Below are 17,293 nucleotides of genomic sequence, written 5' to 3'. Positions count from 1 at the left end.
TTACGTCTGGGAATCTATGAAGGAGGAATACCGGAGATGAATATGATGATTATCGCCTGGTTTGAGCTGAGGCGGATGGTTACCAGCCGCTCGGTGCTAATTAACCAATTTTTGCTGCCGCTGATCCTTATTTTTATATTAGGCAACGCACTTTCGGGCTGGTTCGGTAATGATCAGGAATTTAAACAACAACCGGTCAGGGTAGGAGTTGTCCTGAGTCCTACGGATGGGGGCCAGCTGCCAAAAAGCATTCAGGCTCTGATGAATACACCGGCACTACAAGACATTCTGGTACAAGAGATCGTTGCGAGCCGTGAAGAGGCGGAAGGAAAGCTGCGCAGGGGCGAGGTGGATTATGCGGTAGTGACCCCAGCTTCTTTTGATGAACGAATGGACCAGGGAGACGAAGTAAAACTTGAATTGCTGCCGGGAAGGGACCGTAATCTCAATCTGGTGGCTGACACCATCTTTAAAACCTTTATTGCAGATGCCAATCACAAACAGGCGGAGGCCGTTGTTCTGGGCCGAGATAAGGTTCTTGCGGCACAAGCCGCAGCGCCTGTTGAGGCCACACCCGGACCGAACATTACGATCGGGCAGCTGAGTGAGAAAGAATCCACGTATTCGGCGGCGCAATACTACGCAGCTGCCATGCTGATTATGTTTCTGCTATATTCGGGCCTGATGGCAAGCAGCAGTCTGCTGGGAGAGCGGGAAAGCAAGACCCTTTATCGTCTGCAAAGCGCACCGGTGACCCCCGGAACCATATTTGCAGGGAAAATTATCGGCTGCACTTTGATTACACTTGCACAGGCAGCGGCCATCGTGCTAGGGTCCATGTGGCTGTATGGCGTGAAATGGGGCCCTCACCCCTTTCTGCTCACGATGGTCTGTGTATTAATTGCATTATCGTCCATGACCATTGCCACGTTCATAACGCTAATTTCTTCGACAGCTGCAGGGGCCAGAGGGTTGATGCAGGCTATCATTATCGCTATGACGTTTGTCAGTGGAGGCTTCATGCCGCTGCCTATGGAGTTCTTCCAGAAGATCGGAGCCTTCACCGTTAATCATTGGGCTATGCAGAGCATGCTCCGGATGATGCTGGATAGCGAAGTGCATTTGATTATTACCTGTGTCGGCATGCTGGCGGCTATTACCGCAGCTTTGTCCGCTGCAGCCATGTTTATGTATAGGAAGGTGGGATACCATGCATAGCTTGACCATTGCCTGGCATATGGTAAGGCGGACGCTTGGGCGAAAAAGGGGCTGGATCGTTTATCTGCTGGTCCCTTGCGTGGTCGTTACTTTGACGGTGTTTCTCATGGGGCAGACGACAGCCGCAAGCATTCTGGTCTCCTACGTGAATGAGGACGAGGGGCCCGCGGGTCAATACCTGATAAGCGAACTGGAGCGTAGTGGACAATATGTACTGAAGCAATCTGTGACCGAAAGTACGCTCAAGGAAGAGCTGATAGAGAATAAAAGCACGGTAGGTGTTTATATACCGGAGGGCTTCAGCGATGCATTGTTGGAAGGACAATGGTCAACGGTGAAGGTGTACGAAATATCAACCTCGGAAGCTTCGGTTATGATTCGAATGACGGCGGATTCAGCGGCAACGCGCCTGAGCGGCACTGCGGCCTTGATCCGGGAGACCTCAGGTCCAAGTGTGAATCCCATGATGGCATTGGAAGAGGTGATTGGGCAGTCTGCACAGAACCGGGTGGATACGCAGGTTACCGATTTAAATTTATATGCCAGACCGGGGCTCTCCAACGTTACGGGGTTTACCCTGATGTTTATGATGACCCTGATCTCCAGCGTGGTATCCATGATTATGGATGACCGCAGGCAGAGAACACTATCGCGCATCTATACGGCACCTGTGCGAGCTTATCAAATTGCTCTGGGCAATTTCTTGGGCAGCTTGGTAGTCGGCTCGCTGCAGGTGGTGATTGTGCTTGTTCTCAGCCGGTATGTACTCCGTTATGATTACGGTATCCCGTTATTGCTGCACTTCCTCATTCTGATGGCTTTCATGCTGGTCTCATTAGGGGTTGCCAGCACGGTAGCCGGGTTAATCCGGAACGGGCAAAATGCGGCGATGATCAATTCCATGATCGTCACACCGACCTGTATGCTGGGCGGATGCTTCTGGCCGCTTGCCATCATGCCGGACTTCATGCAGAAAATCGCCAATTTCATTCCTCAAAAATGGGCGATCGAGGCGGTGGAGACGGCAGCTACGGGGGGGACGCTGTCTGATATCGGTTTGCCGCTTGCGGTTCTTGGGCTGATGGCTGTCATTCTGCTGGCTGTAGGGTCTGTTGTCTTGCGGCCAAGCGAGAGCGGGGCAGGGCATGGCGCCTAGGCGCAAGGCTTTAAATCCTTGTTAACTGCAGAGATATCGTCGTTGCCGGCATAATTATTGGGTTTCGTGATTTTCATATAAAAAAGAGCGCCTGGCCAGATCTGAATGTACATGGATTCAGTCTGCCGGGCGCTTGTTACATGGAATATAAAGTGTGCTGCGACAACACGGTACCCAAGTCATCTTGAGTGTGTTGGACCTGTTTGAATATGTGAAGAATCAGCTGAATCCACCCTTCACTATGTAGAACGAGACTACTGCTTCAGCTGTCTCAACACCGTGATTTCAACCCGGCGGTTTTTCTGTTTGCCTTCGGGTGTGGCGTTGTCCGCTGCCGGACGGGTATCGGCATAACCAGCGTACTGGAATCCTGCCGGGTCCAGCTTGCTGTCCTCCAGGAAGAATCTCAGCACCGACATGGCACGGGCGCCGGATAGCTCCCAGTTATCCTTGTAGCTGGAGTGGCGACCAATCGGCACGTTGTCCGTATGCCCTTCGATGCTTACCGTTGTATTCAAATCGCCGAACAGGCTTGCCAGCTTGCCGAGCACCGGGGCAGCCCCGGATTTAAGCTCGGCCTTCCCGACATCGAACAGGAAGCGGTCGCTTAACGTAATGGCAATCCCCTGGGGCTCATCCGAAATGAAGATGTCCTCCTCCAGCTGGTTGTCTTTCACGTACTGCTGAATGAGTCCCATAAAGTTCGCAAGTTCCTCTTCCTGGGCTCGGAAGGCCAGCTCACGCTCGGTTAAAGGTGCTTCCCCGTTATCTTCCTCCTTATCCTCAGTGACGGCTGTTTGTGGCGGCGGATTCTTATGGTTCTCCGTATCGGCTGTGCCCGTAATGCCCGAACCCATCTCCAGGATGCTGTCACCGCTCTGGAAGGTGGCCTGCAGGGACTGGGTGACCAGTTTGTATTTTTCCGTATCCAGCCGACTCATGGCATACATTACAACAAAAAAGATCAGGAGCAGCGTAATCAGATCCGCATAGGTGATCATCCAGCGGTCGCGCTGATCGCTTCCATCCTGCTTACGGTTGCGCCGCCGTCTATTCGGCTGTCTCATGCGCGATCCCCCTTGAGGACGGAGTATCCGTGGTGCCAGCGGAAGCGAAGGAGGCTAGCTTTTTGCGGACCAACAGCGGGTGCTCGCCGTTCTGAACAGCCATAATTCCTTCGAGCAGCAGCTCCATGTTTGCAATTTCTTCTTCGGAGCGTGCTTTAATCTTCGATGCAATGGGCAAAAAGATAATATTGGCACTCGCAACACCGTATAAAGTTGCGGTGAATGCAACAGCGATGGAAGGGCCGAGATCGGTTGGGTCTTGCAGACTGCCCAATACATGGATCAATCCCATGACGGTACCGATGATGCCCATGGTAGGGGCATATTCCCCGGCGGATTCGAAAATTTTGGCATAGCCTTCATGCTTCTGCTCGGCGGCATTGATATCGAGCTCCAGGATTTGCCGCACCATTTCAGGGTCGTTGCCGTCCACAACCATCTGCATGCCTTCCCGAAGGAACGGATCCTCGTGGTCGGCCGAGATGCGCTCCAGCGCCAGCACGCCGTCTCTTCTGGCTGTTACCGACATATCGACGATGTCGTCAATCAGCTTCTCTGACGAACGCTCGCTGCGGCCGAAGGCCAGCTTGAGCGCAGCAGGGATGGTGCGGAGCCGGGTGGCAGGGAAACTGACGATGACGGCGGCTATGGTGCCGCCGAATACGATAAGGGCTGCCGCACCTTGCAGCAGACCGCTCAGATGACCGCCTTCCCATAAGAATCCCCCGATCAACGCGGCGAGACCGGCGAGAATGCCAAAAATAATCGTAATATCCATAACGCTGTACCATCTCCTTTAAGGAAGTTAAATTCATGAAGTCATAAGTTTGATATAAAGCTTGTTCAATGCGGGCCATGAAGTCTGCCAGACTCTATAAGTTGAAATCCCGACAACGGGAACTGGAACTTATTGAAATTTTCATTAAACTGTTTGCATCAAAAAAAGGGAAGGGGTATAATGAGACGGGAACAAATATTCTTATTCCCTAAGTAGACACCACTAATTTCCCATAATATATCATCGGGAAGTTTCGACATATCTTTTAGCATGAATTTAATTTTAGAGTATGAGGGTGATGAAGGGCAATGAGCGATTTAGTTGTCAGTACCAAATCCTTTGAGATCGAGTCTGAATTCCAGCCGCAGGGCGACCAGCCCACGGCTATTGATGCGTTGGTCGAAGGATTGCACCAAGGGAAGAAGCATCAGACACTGCTGGGTGCAACAGGAACGGGTAAGACGTTTACGATCGCGCAGACAATCGCCAAGGTAAACCGTCCGACACTCGTCATTGCACATAACAAGACGCTGGCTGCTCAACTGGCCAGTGAGTTCAAGGAATTCTTCCCGAACAACTCGGTGGATTATTTCGTGAGTTATTACGATTACTATCAGCCGGAAGCCTATATCCCTTCCTCTGATACGTATATCGAGAAGGACTCCAGTATTAATGAAGAGATTGATAAGCTACGCCACTCTGCAACAAGCTCGCTGTTCGAACGACGCGATGTCATCATTGTGGCGAGTGTATCTTGCATATACGGTTTGGGTTCGCCGCATGAGTACGGTGAACTGCTGCTTTCGCTGCGGGTGGGTATGGAGAAACCTCGAAATCAGATTTTGTCCCGACTTGTTGACATCCAATATCAGCGGAACGATATCAACTTCGTTCGCGGCACATTCCGCGTTCGGGGGGACGTCATCGAGATTTTCCCTGCTTCGAAGGGGGAGCATGCCGTTCGCGTTGAGTTGTTCGGCGACGAGATTGAACGGATCACAGAGATTGACGTGTTGACGGGCGAGCTGGTTGGAGAACGCGACCATGTCGCCATATTCCCGGCATCTCACTTCGTTACCCGTGAAGAAACGATGCGGGTAGCGCTTGTCAATATCGAACGGGAGCTGGAAGAGCGTCTCGAACTTCTTCGTTCGGAAGGCAAGCTGCTGGAAGCGCAGCGACTGGAGCAGCGCACCCGTTATGATATTGAGATGATGAAGGAAGTCGGCTTCTGCTCCGGCATCGAGAACTATTCCGGTCCGCTGACCTTCAGAGAGGCGGGGGCAACCCCCTATACACTCCTGGACTACTTCCCGGACGATATGCTGTTTGTCATTGATGAATCGCATGTGACCCTGCCGCAGATCCGCGCGATGTACAACGGTGACCGTGCGCGCAAAACCGTGCTGGTCGACCATGGTTTCCGGTTGCCGTCCGCGCTGGATAACCGGCCGCTGAAGTTCGAGGAATTCGAGGAGAAGGTGAACCAGATCATCTACGTATCGGCTACGCCGGGTCCGTATGAGATGGAGCACTGCGAGACGATGGTTGAGCAGATCATCCGTCCGACAGGACTGCTTGATCCGATCATCGATGTGCGTCCTACAGAAGGCCAGATCGATGACCTGATCAGCGAGATCCATGACCGGGTGGAGCGCGATGAGCGTGTGCTCGTGACCACCCTGACGAAGAAAATGTCGGAGGATCTGACCGATTATTTGAAGGAGATCGGGATCAAGGTTCGTTATATGCACTCCGACATCAAAACGCTGGAACGGATGCAGATCCTTCGCGATCTGCGGCTTGGTACATTCCACGTGCTGGTGGGTATTAACCTTCTACGGGAAGGTCTTGACCTGCCAGAGGTTTCCCTGGTTGCGATTCTGGATGCGGACAAGGAAGGCTTCCTCCGTTCTGACCGTTCCCTTATCCAGACGATTGGTCGGGCTGCGCGGAACTCGGAAGGTAAAGTTATCATGTACGGCAACAAGATCACCGATTCCATGGATCGGGCGATCAAGGAAACCGAACGTCGCCGCAGCATTCAGGTCGCTTATAATGAGGAGCACGGCATTACGCCGCAGACGATCCGCAAGAAGATCCGCGATGTCATCGAAGCAACGAAGGTTGCAGAGGGCAAGACCGATTATCTGGTGGGCGAAGGACAGAAGATGTCGAAGAAAGAACGTCAGAATCTGATTCAGCGTCTGCAGTCCGAGATGAAGGAAGCCGCAAAGAATTTGCAATTCGAGCGTGCGGCAGAGCTTCGTGATGCCCTTCTGGAGCTGCAGGCTGAATAATATGGGTTGAAGAATGTCAAGGGGGACGGCCAAGCGGTCGTTCTCTTTGTGAAATAAATACAGCTATACATGCATGCCATATGGAGTAGGAGATGATATCGTTTGGCAAGTGAAAATATTGTGATCAAAGGCGCCCGCGCACACAATCTGAAAAATATCGACGTCACGATACCTCGTGACAAGTTCGTTGTTCTTACAGGTCTTAGCGGCTCGGGCAAATCCTCGCTCGCATTTGATACCATTTATGCCGAGGGTCAGCGTCGTTACGTGGAATCCTTGTCCGCTTATGCCCGCCAGTTCCTCGGACAAATGGAAAAACCGGATGTCGATTCCATCGACGGCTTATCGCCTGCGATATCGATTGACCAGAAAACGACGAGCCGCAACCCGCGTTCCACGGTGGGTACCGTAACGGAAATCTACGATTATCTGCGACTCCTGTTCGCTCGCATTGGACATCCTCATTGCCCGGAGCATGGCGTGGAGATCACTTCCCAGACGGTCGAACAGATGGTAGACCGTATCATGCAGTATCCGGAGAAGACGAGACTGCAGATTCTGGCACCGGTCATTTCTGGACGCAAAGGCGAGCATAAGAATCTGTTTGCCGATATTGCGAAGCAGGGCTTTGTCCGGGTTCGTGTCAACGGGGAGCTGCGTGATCTGTCGGACAGCATCGAGCTTGAGAAGAATAAGAAGCATACGATCGAGGTTGTGGTTGACCGGATCGTGGTCAAGGAAGATATTGAGGCACGTCTTGCCGATTCGATCGAGACGGCATTGAATCTGTCGGGCGGCCAGCTTCTGGTTGATATTATGGGACAAGAGGAGCTGCGCTTCAGCTCCAACTTCGCTTGCCCGATCTGCGGTTTCAGCATGGAAGAGCTGACGCCGAGGATGTTCTCTTTTAACACCCCGTTCGGAGCTTGTCCGGAATGCGACGGCTTGGGTGTGGAGATGATTGTGGATTCGGAGCTGCTGGTGCCGGATATGAGCAAAAGTATAGAAGAAGGCGCCTTTGCCGCATGGAGTGGAGGCACCTCCACCTATTATCCGCAATTTCTGAAATCGGTCTGCGTGCATTTCGGCATTCCGCAGGACAAGCCGGTCAGCACCCTGACCCAGGAACAGATGAATAAGCTGTTATATGGCACGGGCAAAGAGAAGGTACATTTCCGTTATGAGAATGATTTCGGTCAGCGCAAGGAAGCGCACGTGACCTTTGAGGGAATTATTCCGAATCTGGAACGCCGCTACCGGGATACGAATTCCGAAGGTATTCGCGAGTACATCGAAGGCTACATGAGCAGCAAGCCATGCGACGTATGTAAAGGGCATCGTCTTCGGAAGGAGAGCCTGGCCGTTACGATCAATGAGCGCAATATGGCCTACGTTTCCAGTCTGTCGATCGGGGATTCCCTGAAATTCTTCGATCATCTGGAACTCAGCGAGAAAGAAACCCAGATTGCCAACCTCATCCTGAAAGAGATTCACAGCCGGTTGGGATTCCTGGTCAATGTGGGATTGGATTACCTCACCCTCAGCCGTTCAGCGGGAACGCTGTCTGGCGGGGAAGCACAACGAATCCGGCTAGCCACGCAGATCGGATCGAGCCTGATGGGCGTGTTGTACATTTTGGACGAGCCTAGTATTGGACTTCACCAGCGGGATAACGACCGACTGATCTCCACCCTTGAGCATATGCGGAATTTGGGCAATACGCTGATTGTGGTAGAGCACGACGAAGATACGATGATGGCTGCGGACTATATCATCGATATCGGTCCAGGCGCTGGCATCCATGGCGGCCAGGTCATTGCGGAGGGAACACCGAAGGAGATTATGAAGGACCCTAATTCTCTGACGGGGCAATATCTGAGCGGCCGCAAATTCATTCCGGTTAACAGCGAGCGGCGCAAGACTGATGGACGCTGGCTTGAGATCAAGGGCGCGAAAGAAAACAATCTCAAGAATATCAACGTGAAAATTCCGATTGGCGTGTTTACTGCGGTAACCGGCGTGTCCGGATCCGGTAAATCAACGCTGGTGAATGAGATTCTGTATAAAACGCTGGCCCGCGATTTGAACAAGGCGAAGGTGCGTCCAGGGAAATACCGTGAAATGAAAGGTCTCGAGCATATCGAGAAGGTCATTGACATTGACCAGTCTCCGATCGGCCGTACGCCTCGCTCGAACCCTGCTACCTATACAGGCGTCTTCGACGATATCAGGGACATCTTCTCCCAGACGAATGAAGCGAAGATTCGCGGATACAAGAAAGGCCGCTTCAGCTTCAACGTGAAGGGCGGACGCTGCGAGGCCTGCCGCGGGGACGGAATCATCAAGATTGAAATGCACTTCCTGCCGGATATTTACGTTCCTTGCGAAGTATGTAAGGGCAAGCGCTATAACCGTGAAACGCTGGAAGTCAAATATAAAGGCAAGAACATCTCCGAAGTGCTGGAGATGACGGTTGAGAATGCAACGGATTTCTTCCAGAACATTCCGAAGATTCACCGCAAAATGCAAACCTTGATGGATGTTGGCTTGGGCTACATTACGCTGGGCCAGCCTGCCACAACGCTGTCCGGCGGTGAAGCCCAGCGCGTGAAGCTGGCATCTGAGCTGTACCGCCGCAGCACAGGGAAAACGATGTATATCCTGGATGAACCGACAACCGGCCTGCATGTGGACGATATCGACCGTCTGTTAGTTGTGCTCCACCGCCTGGTAGAATCCGGCGAGTCCGTCCTGGTCATCGAGCACAATCTGGATGTCATTAAGACGGCGGATTATCTGATCGATCTTGGTCCAGAGGGCGGCAGCGGTGGCGGTACGATCATTGCCACAGGTACGCCTGAGGAATTGGTCAAGGTGCCGGAGTCTTATACAGGCAAGTACCTGAAGCCGGTCTTGGAACGTGATACGAAGCGAACCAAGGAACTGAACAAGGTTGAGGCTGCGCGTTCATAGTAGTTCGGCTTTCTTCCCATGCTGAAGGGGATTGCGCTGGCATTGATATCAACAAATAACTTCAGCCAATGAACAAGAGGTTGTCTGAGAAGGAGCACCCGATGGAATAATCGGGGGCTCTTTTTTTCTTATCCAAGAGCAGCTTAGAGAATGGAGTAGTCGGTGAAGGAATATACTGTGTATTTTCATATATTCCTCCAATACCATCCCGTTCCAGGATATGGTATGATCTTGGTGATTTTGATTAATGGGGGGATTGTATGAAGAGGTACACCTATTCCATGCTGATTGCTCTGGCAGCAAGTGCTTTATACATAAACTCATCCACTAGTGCTCAAGCAGGCGTTATTTTTTCAGATATCGATCCATCCTATGCAAAGGATGCCATTCTCCGGTTAGCAGACAGCGGGCTGCTCCAAGGTGACGGGTACGAGGAGTTCAATCCGAAAGAAAGCGTGAGCCGGCAGGATTTTGTTATCATGATCGTAAATGCGTTAAATCTGAGTACAGGCAATCCTCCCGAGAGGGCTACATTTAAGGATGTGTCTAACGATCATTATGCCTTCTCCGCTATAGAAGCTGCGGTGAATAAGGGACTCGTCATGGGAGTCGGAAACGGAAGGTTTGGACTGGGACAACCGCTGACACAGCAGGATATGGCCGTGTTATGCCAGAGAGCCCTGCAAGAGATTACCGGCAAGGAAATTTTGCATGAGGGAACCTTGCAGGAGAAGACTAATGATCCTTCGATTAGCGAATATGCAAAGGATGCTACAGCACTTGCGCTGGAACTAGGTCTCTTCCCGGAAACCGCAAATGGTTTTAGCCCCAAGGGGACAGTTACAAGGGAAGCCGCCGCCGCGGCAACCTTCAAATGGCTGCAAGCGGCAGAGCAGATCAAGCTGGATGCCCCCGAGAGCGAGTTAGATACTCCCGAGGAAGAGCTGGATTCTCAGCCAGAGAAAGAGCAGGAGACTCAATCAGAGGATACGCTACCGATCATCTATGGAGTTGCGACGCCTTCCCGAGAAGCAGCAGAAGTACCTTCAGGAGGTGCGCAGCCACATTCACCGCAATCGGGAACGGAATCGCAGGGGCCGTTACAATCACAGCTGCCGACAACACCACCTTCAGCTCCTAATAATGTGAAATTTCATGATGTGAATGGTCAGGTTCAATTGACCTGGACTCAGCGACAGGGCGAGACCTACAACGTCTATTCCAGTGCACAGCCGGGGGCAGGCTATACGTTATTGGCAGACGGAGCGAATGTGGAGGCGGGTTCTTATGTGATATTGAACGCAACTCATCAGGAGCCGACCTTCTATGTCATAGAAGCTGTCAATAGGATCGGCAAGAGCGGTTATTCCAGCGAAGTTTCGAGCCGGCCGAATAAAGTATCGGGTCTTCAGGCTATTCTAAATGAGGAAGAGGAATCCATTAGTCTAACCTGGTCAGATGCACAGGAAGGCGTTAAATATAATGTTTACTACATAGGAACCGACGGATCGAGATCACGCTTAAATGATGATCTGTTAGATAACCGTGCGTATCTCATCTCAAATCTCAATATGTTAGCTGGCCCGTCTGGCAGGTATACCATTTATGTGGTCGCTGTTAACGGACTGAACGTAAGCAGTGAACCGTCCAATGAGGTTGCCCTCGATGTCAAAAAGGATCCGGAGGATCGGATCACGATCACGGACCCGTCCGTAGCCTTGCCTAATGATGACTTGGAAGAGGAAATGACAGCCGAACCGGAGTCGGTCACGGAGGACGATGGAGGACATCATCTTGATCCTGCAGATGTGCCGCTTGAGAGCTCCAAGCAGCCCCAACCCGATTACATTCCCTAAAATAACGGGCCACAGCCATGATGAAAGTCATACTGAAGTCTGACAATTTGGTTAAAAATGAGAAAATTTTATGACTTTTTTTCATTTTTGGGGACAGAGGGCTTGCATCTGGACGGGCACATGGATAACATATAAGAAGATATGTAAATTTGCCCGAGAACAAACCCACGAGGAGGTACGTTTCATGATCCTTGCAGCAGCATCGGATGCGAGCGCAACATTCAAGACATTTGATATCTTTATGATTTTGTTTACGATTTTGATCTTGGTTGGTGTGGTTCGCTTGCTGATGGCCCGCCAAAAAAATAAATTCGCAATCGCTTTCGGCCTCGTCAGCTTATTTGTGTTCCTGTATTCTGACTATGCCATGATTACGGGATGGTTTAACAATTAGGCTGCATTTCGTACGTTATTAAAGCGGCTTCATTTGACGAAGGAAATACATACAAACAAGACGCCCTTCTGCTCTTGCAGGATGAAGGCGTCTTTTTGTTGCTTCGAGGGAAAGTTACACAATCCGCAAGAAAATAAAAAAGAAATAGGTCTAGAAGCAATGGCTGTATATGGAAAAACATGATAAATTGAGGAGTACAAGTTGGATAGAGGATGGAACCGGGGGAGGAACCGAACAATTGAAGAATATACATTGGCAGCAGCGATCAGCTGCTGTTCTGCTGGGGGCCGTGATTCTGGCGGGAAGCTGCGGTGTCGTTATGGATACCGATATTGCGGCAGCTGCAGCATCAAAGAACAAAAGTACATATGAACAAAACGCGGTGCCACAGGTCATCAGCCTGATGTCGCCGTCGGTCGTTGGCATTATCGGGAAGGCTGCATCAGGAGGCGGGGAAGTGGACGATCGATATAACCTCGCTCATGGCACGGGGGTCATCTGGAAGTCAGACGGCTGGATTGTGACGAATGCCCATGTAGTGGATGGTCTAACCGGCATCACGATTGTGACCTCCGACGGCAAATCCTATAAAGCCAAGGGCGTATACAGTGATCCGATGAGCGACATTGCCTTGGTCAAAATCAATGCCAAGTCCTTGAAGCCGGCCAAGTTTGCCGCTACCGCGCAAAATGCGCTGGTGGGGGAAACCGTGGTTGCCATCGGCACCCCGATCTCATTCTCGCTGCGGAATTCAGCCTCGGTCGGTGTGGTTAGCGGTCTAAACCGCAGCGTGGACGGTTCTTACCGTCTGATTCAGACCGATACAGCGATCAACCCTGGAAACAGCGGCGGCCCGCTGGTTAATCTGAAGGGCGAGGTTATCGGGATCAACAGCAAGAAATTCGCCGCGGTCGGCATTGAAAATATGGGTTTCTCCATTCCGGCGGAAACCGTTCGTTATGTGACGGATCACTTATTGAAATATGGTGAAGTGAGAAGAGCGGCACTCGGGTTGGAGCTGGAAGAGAGCTGGTCGGCCATTGTGGGGCTTCCTTCAGATGACCCACTGACGGTTATCAAGGTGCTGTCTGCAGAGGCACGCAAAATCGGGATTCAAGAAGACGATGTGTTATACGCAATTAACGGAAAGCGCGTATATTCCGTTGTGGATATAAACGAACGGTTAAAGTCCTTCATGCCGGGCCAGCATGTTCAATTGCTGATGCAGCGTGACGGGGATATCGTAAATCTTAAACTGACGCTCAGCCAGGATGGAAGCCAAGCTGTTTCGTCAAGCGTTGGGGAGGCTGAGTAATGGTTAAGAGAGCAAGCACGGAGTCAAGCCGGCGTCTGCGGCGGTTTACAGCGGGTACGGTAGTGGCTTTCATGTTATTTACGTCGCTGTCACTTCCGGTATGGGGGGATGACGTGGTTCCCGAGAAGCGGGTATTGACGGTGCAGAGCGGCAGCAGTACAGCTTCGGTGAATGGCACAGCCTACACGATTGCCAAACCCCAATTGAAACAGGGGGTGCTCATGGTGCCGCTTGGCGTGTTCAAGAAAGCTTTTGGCAGCGAGATCAGGCTCGAAGGGGAGAATCGGGTTCGATTGCTGCAAGGCTCGCATACCGTTGTGCTCGTGATCGACAACAAGACGGCTTGGATCGATGGGAAAAAGGTGCAGCTTCCGGCAGAACCAACGATGGTAGCCGGCACGCTGATGGTGCCTCTGCGCCCGGTTGCGGCAGGGATTGGCGCCAAGGTAAGCTCTTCCCAAGGCAAGCTGTCCATTAGCCTCATGGTTATGGATAAGGAAGAGAAGCAGGGCGAAGGCGAAATCAACAATACCACGGGAAAGACCCGGATCGGGAATAGTTATTATGAATGGAGTATGAATTATCCCTCCTGGATGATGGTTGGAAGAGGGACGGACGACGAGAGCGGAGCCGCGTTCAATGACGCGACGGGCCGTTACTACTTGGAAATCCATGCTTCCTCCCAGAAGGTGAAGCAAAGTCCCGATGACCTGCTGGAACGTCTTCTGAAGGAAGTAAACGACTCCGGGGATGTTGTGCTTCACCAGGAGACGGTCTCCGGCGGAACCGTACGATACGCCAGAGTCATCTCCCGCGATGTGGACGGCGTCTTATGGGAAGGGCGGCAGTATTATGCCAACGACCGCGTGTATGAGCTGTATTTTGCCGATGCAGAAGCGGTTCACTACAAGGATATGGACAAACATGCGGGCTTGCTGGGCTCATTCAGAACGACCTATAATGCGGGGGACAAATCAGCAAAAGATGTATCGACCATCGTCAATGGTCTCCGGGAAGCAGGAAGTGAGGAATACGGAATATGGTTCGGCGTTCCTGCAGGCTGGGAGATCAACAACAAGGAAATGCTGTATGGCGGGGAGGGAGAGGGCTACCTGTCCGTTTCGGTGACATCCGCTCCGACGGGGGCCGACTCTACATTGTCGGCTTGGGCGCAGCGGCTTAAAGACTGGCTGCCGGAATCCTTTGTCAAGGATGCATACGAATATGTCGGACTTACGCCTGTTGAAATATCGGGTGTAAAAGGACAGATTCAGGAGGTACGGTACAACTTCGGCGATAAATGGGTAACCGAGTATGAAGTGATGATTCAGAAGAACGGCTATCGTTATTATCTGGAGTACGCGGTACCGGATGGCCAGGAGCGGGCGGCTTCCAACTGGAAGAAGGTTCTGGAATCGATTGAAATCGATTATGAGGTCGTGCCGGAGAACTTCGGCCGTATTGGCGAGGAAGGCTATCTGACGGATAAATCCAAAATGAGAACCAAAAACTCTCAAGCTTATCGCTATCATATCGATATCCCAAGGTATTGGGAGCCGCTGAACGATCAGTTCGAGCAGGGAAGCGTGGAGTATGGTTTTGCCGGGGGCGGATTTGAGATTATTGCACAAAGGGACGTCGCTGCAGAATACATCGTCAGCAATCTGAAGCGATATTATAACGAAGCGAGCTCAGCCTCGGGAACCAAGGTGAAGCTGCTTGGGGTTGAAAATATCACTTACGCCGGTGTCCCAGCCGTGTCGTTCAAGGTACATCAGGTCAAGAACGGTGTAGGTTTCACCACACAGGAAATCGTCTTTGAGAGCGGGAACATTGCCTACACGATTACGACAACGCTGAACGATGCCAATGCAACGGACGTGCAGAAAGCCGCGATTGAACGTGCGCTGTCATCATTTGAACTGGTGAAATGATAGAAGACATGAAGGAACTCATCTGATCCTTTTATTGCAATAGGGTTCATTATCGGCATCATTTATAGCTGTCCAGCTGCATCCATGGGGTGCAGAGGGGCAGCTGTTTTGATATAGACAGCGGGGATGTCGCCAAATTATTTGGTGACACATAGAACATATGTGCCGTTTTTGCGGTTCGATATGTTAAAATTAAAATAGTGAGTGTATTTATAATCAATGAAATCGGCTTGTAGAAGAGGGAAACAGCGGATGAAAAAAACAATAGGCATGTTCGCTCATGTGGATGCGGGGAAAACCACGCTGGCAGAGCAGCTGTTATATATGACCGATACCATCCAGGAGCGCGGCCGCGTGGATCATCAGAGCGCTTTTCTGGATAGTCATGATATTGAAAAAGAACGCGGGATCACCGTATTCGCCGATCAGGCGACCATGCAGTTCAACGGCTCTATCTATTATTTGATCGATACACCGGGTCATGTCGATTTCTCCCCGGAAATGGAGCGGGCCATTGGGGTAATGGACGCCGCGATTGTTGTCATCAGTGCCGTGGAGGGTGTCGAGGGTCATACCGAGACGGTATGGCATTTGCTGCGCAAGCATGGGGTGCCTACGTTCTTTTTTATTAATAAAATCGATCGGGTGGGCGCGGATGTGCCGCGTGTGCTTGAAGAGATTCGACATGAGCTTACCGAGGACGCCTGCATGATCACAGAGGAGGATGTGCTGCACGAAGGCGTGATGCAGTCCTCTCTTATAGAGGCGATTGCAGAGCGGGACGAGAAGCTGCTGGAGCTCTATATGGAGCAGGGATATGAGGTTTCGCAGTGGTTGGATACGATGACAGCGATGATACGGGAAGGACAACTCTTCCCCTGCTTCAGCGGCTCTGCTCTGCAGAATATGGGGGTGACTCATTTTCTGCATCAGCTGGATCTGCTGACCGTTACGGATTATGATCCCGGGGCGGATTTTGCCGGGAGGGTATATAAGATTCGCCATGATGAGCAGGGAACGAGGCTGACCTATATCAAAGCCATGGGCGGAACGCTGCAGGTGCGGGATGAAATCGTTTATGTGTCCGGAGCCGAGATGATCCGGGAGAAGGTGACGTTTATCCGCCTGATCAACGGGGGACGGGTCATGAATACCGACCGGGTGCATGCGGGTGATCTGTTTGTGGTGACGGGTATTTCTGCGGCTGCGGCAGGAGACGGACTCGGGGCTTTAAGCGGACGGACGGCATACGAGCTTGTACCGACATTGAAGTCGAAGGTGCTGTTTGAATCCTCCATTCATCCCAAGGATATGCTGCGCGGATTTCGTCTGCTGGATGCGGAGGACCCCTCGTTGTCCGGGCAGTGGGACGAGCCGGCCCAGGCGATTCATATTCACGTGATGGGGATCATTCAGCTTGAAGTACTGGAGCGCATCGTGTTCGAGCGGTTCGGATACCGGATTTCATTCGGTGAACCGGAGATTCTATACAAAGAAACCATCACAGAGGATGTTGTGGGTTGCGGCCATTTCGAACCGCTGAAGCATTATGCGGAGGTGCATCTCCGGCTGGAGCCCGGAGAGCGCAACAGCGGCATCGTATTTGCCAATGCTTGTCATCCCGATGTTCTGCCGGTCAACTATCAGCATCTGGTTGCCCAGCATGTCGGTGAGAGGGATCATCACGGGCTGCTTACAGGCTCTCCGGTCACTGATATCAAGATAACCCTGCTCAAGGGGCGGGCGCACAACAAGCATACACACGGCGGGGATTTCAGGGAAGCTACCTACCGAGCCCTTCGCCAGGGCCTGGAGAAAGCAAGCAATAGGCTGCTGGAGCCTTACTATCACTTCAAGGTGAAGGTGGATGTGGAGCATATTGGACGGTTGATGTCGGATCTGACCCAGGCGAAAGCCAACTTTGAGCCGCCGGAAACATCAGGGGACAAGGTAACGGTCACGGGGTCAGCTCCTGTATCGACCATGATGAATTACAGTATGGAATTAGCCGCCTATACCAAAGGAAGAGGTTCGATATCCCTTGTTTACGGCGGTTATGACCGTTGTCATAACGAGGCAGATGTCATTGATCGTAAAGGATACGATAAGAATGCCGATCCTGAATACAGCTCCTCCTCCATCTTTTGTGCGAAGGGCAGCGGTTATGCTGTGCCTTGGGATGAAGCGGACCGACATATGCATGTGTAGCTCAGCGGAAGCGAATAGGCGTACAGCTAGGAAATCGAGTGATAATGCGTCCAGCAGTGCAGACAAGTAATATGGGCAAATAAGGGGATACCAA

The 17,293-nt window shown here is 51.7% G+C and carries 11 protein-coding genes; 9 read left to right on the top strand and 2 right to left on the bottom strand.

Annotated elements, in window-relative coordinates; all coding sequences use genetic code 11:
• Positions 1–36 precede the first annotated feature (36 nt).
• Positions 37–1,218: an ABC transporter permease gene (locus PGL02S_RS23275; protein ID WP_036639883.1), complete on the top strand. Its 1,182-nt coding sequence runs from the start codon at positions 37–39 to the stop codon at positions 1,216–1,218.
• The gene (locus PGL02S_RS23270; protein ID WP_036639880.1) at positions 1,211–2,374 is read left to right on the top strand and encodes an ABC transporter permease; all 1,164 of its coding nucleotides are present in this window, start codon (positions 1,211–1,213) and stop codon (positions 2,372–2,374) included. The genes PGL02S_RS23275 and PGL02S_RS23270 overlap by 8 nt, the downstream gene beginning before the upstream one ends.
• Before the next feature lie 254 nt (positions 2,375–2,628).
• Here the strand turns inward: PGL02S_RS23270 and PGL02S_RS23265 are convergent, their stop codons facing one another.
• Both PGL02S_RS23265 and PGL02S_RS23260 read right to left on the bottom strand, forming a co-directional pair.
• Positions 2,629–3,441 carry an OmpA/MotB family protein gene (locus PGL02S_RS23265; protein WP_006213014.1) on the bottom strand — a complete coding sequence of 271 codons (813 nt, stop codon included), beginning with the start codon at positions 3,439–3,441 and terminating at the stop codon, positions 2,629–2,631.
• The gene (locus tag PGL02S_RS23260; RefSeq protein ID WP_036639878.1) at positions 3,425–4,219 is read right to left on the bottom strand and encodes a flagellar motor protein; all 795 of its coding nucleotides are present in this window, start codon (positions 4,217–4,219) and stop codon (positions 3,425–3,427) included. The genes PGL02S_RS23265 and PGL02S_RS23260 overlap by 17 nt, the downstream gene beginning before the upstream one ends.
• A 308-nt stretch (positions 4,220–4,527) precedes the next feature.
• Between PGL02S_RS23260 and uvrB the strand changes: the two genes are divergently transcribed.
• The 7 genes from uvrB to PGL02S_RS23225 all read left to right on the top strand — a co-directional run bounded on the left by uvrB (position 4,528) and on the right by PGL02S_RS23225 (position 17,199).
• Positions 4,528–6,519 carry an excinuclease ABC subunit UvrB gene (uvrB, locus tag PGL02S_RS23255; protein WP_006213012.1) on the top strand — a complete coding sequence of 664 codons (1,992 nt, stop codon included), beginning with the start codon at positions 4,528–4,530 and terminating at the stop codon, positions 6,517–6,519.
• Positions 6,520–6,621: 102 nt separating this feature from the next.
• Positions 6,622–9,492, top strand: coding sequence for an excinuclease ABC subunit UvrA (gene uvrA, locus PGL02S_RS23250; RefSeq protein ID WP_006213011.1), 2,871 nt, complete (start codon positions 6,622–6,624; stop codon positions 9,490–9,492).
• Positions 9,493–9,752: 260 nt separating this feature from the next.
• Positions 9,753–11,348: an S-layer homology domain-containing protein gene (locus PGL02S_RS23245; RefSeq protein ID WP_228030139.1), complete on the top strand. Its 1,596-nt coding sequence runs from the start codon at positions 9,753–9,755 to the stop codon at positions 11,346–11,348.
• Between the two features lie 184 nt (positions 11,349–11,532).
• Positions 11,533–11,742 carry a hypothetical protein gene (locus tag PGL02S_RS23240; protein ID WP_006213009.1) on the top strand — a complete coding sequence of 70 codons (210 nt, stop codon included), beginning with the start codon at positions 11,533–11,535 and terminating at the stop codon, positions 11,740–11,742.
• A gap of 238 nt (positions 11,743–11,980) precedes the next feature.
• The gene (locus tag PGL02S_RS23235) at positions 11,981–13,057 is read left to right on the top strand and encodes a S1C family serine protease (protein WP_036639875.1); all 1,077 of its coding nucleotides are present in this window, start codon (positions 11,981–11,983) and stop codon (positions 13,055–13,057) included.
• The gene (locus PGL02S_RS23230; RefSeq protein ID WP_036639872.1) at positions 13,057–14,991 is read left to right on the top strand and encodes a copper amine oxidase N-terminal domain-containing protein; all 1,935 of its coding nucleotides are present in this window, start codon (positions 13,057–13,059) and stop codon (positions 14,989–14,991) included. Before PGL02S_RS23235 ends, PGL02S_RS23230 begins: the two co-directional genes overlap by 1 nt.
• Positions 14,992–15,243: 252 nt before the next feature.
• Positions 15,244–17,199, top strand: coding sequence for a GTP-binding protein (locus tag PGL02S_RS23225; RefSeq protein ID WP_036639869.1), 1,956 nt, complete (start codon positions 15,244–15,246; stop codon positions 17,197–17,199).
• Positions 17,200–17,293: the final 94 nt, after the last annotated feature.

Origin of the sequence: Paenibacillus glucanolyticus NBRC 15330 (assembly GCF_004000885.1) — a bacterium.
Lineage (GTDB): Bacteria > Bacillota > Bacilli > Paenibacillales > Paenibacillaceae > Paenibacillus_AQ > Paenibacillus_AQ glucanolyticus.
The sequence above is the reverse complement of the archived record's forward strand: the minus strand, read 5'-3'. Positions and strand labels throughout refer to the sequence as shown.

Bases quoted from the DNA above. Each gene is read 5' to 3' on its own strand.
- uvrB (WP_006213012.1), top strand. From the start codon at position 4,528: ATGAGCGATTTAGTTGTCAGTACCAAATCCTTTGAGATCGAGTCTGAA.
- PGL02S_RS23260 (WP_036639878.1), bottom strand. From the start codon at position 4,219: ATGGATATTACGATTATTTTTGGCATTCTCGCCGGTCTCGCCGCGTTG.
- PGL02S_RS23245 (WP_228030139.1), top strand. From the start codon at position 9,753: ATGAAGAGGTACACCTATTCCATGCTGATTGCTCTGGCAGCAAGTGCT.
- PGL02S_RS23230 (WP_036639872.1), top strand. From the start codon at position 13,057: ATGGTTAAGAGAGCAAGCACGGAGTCAAGCCGGCGTCTGCGGCGGTTT.
- PGL02S_RS23270 (WP_036639880.1), top strand. From the start codon at position 1,211: ATGCATAGCTTGACCATTGCCTGGCATATGGTAAGGCGGACGCTTGGG.
- PGL02S_RS23275 (WP_036639883.1), top strand. From the start codon at position 37: ATGAATATGATGATTATCGCCTGGTTTGAGCTGAGGCGGATGGTTACC.
- PGL02S_RS23240 (WP_006213009.1), top strand. From the start codon at position 11,533: ATGATCCTTGCAGCAGCATCGGATGCGAGCGCAACATTCAAGACATTT.
- PGL02S_RS23225 (WP_036639869.1), top strand. From the start codon at position 15,244: ATGAAAAAAACAATAGGCATGTTCGCTCATGTGGATGCGGGGAAAACC.
- PGL02S_RS23265 (WP_006213014.1), bottom strand. From the start codon at position 3,441: ATGAGACAGCCGAATAGACGGCGGCGCAACCGTAAGCAGGATGGAAGC.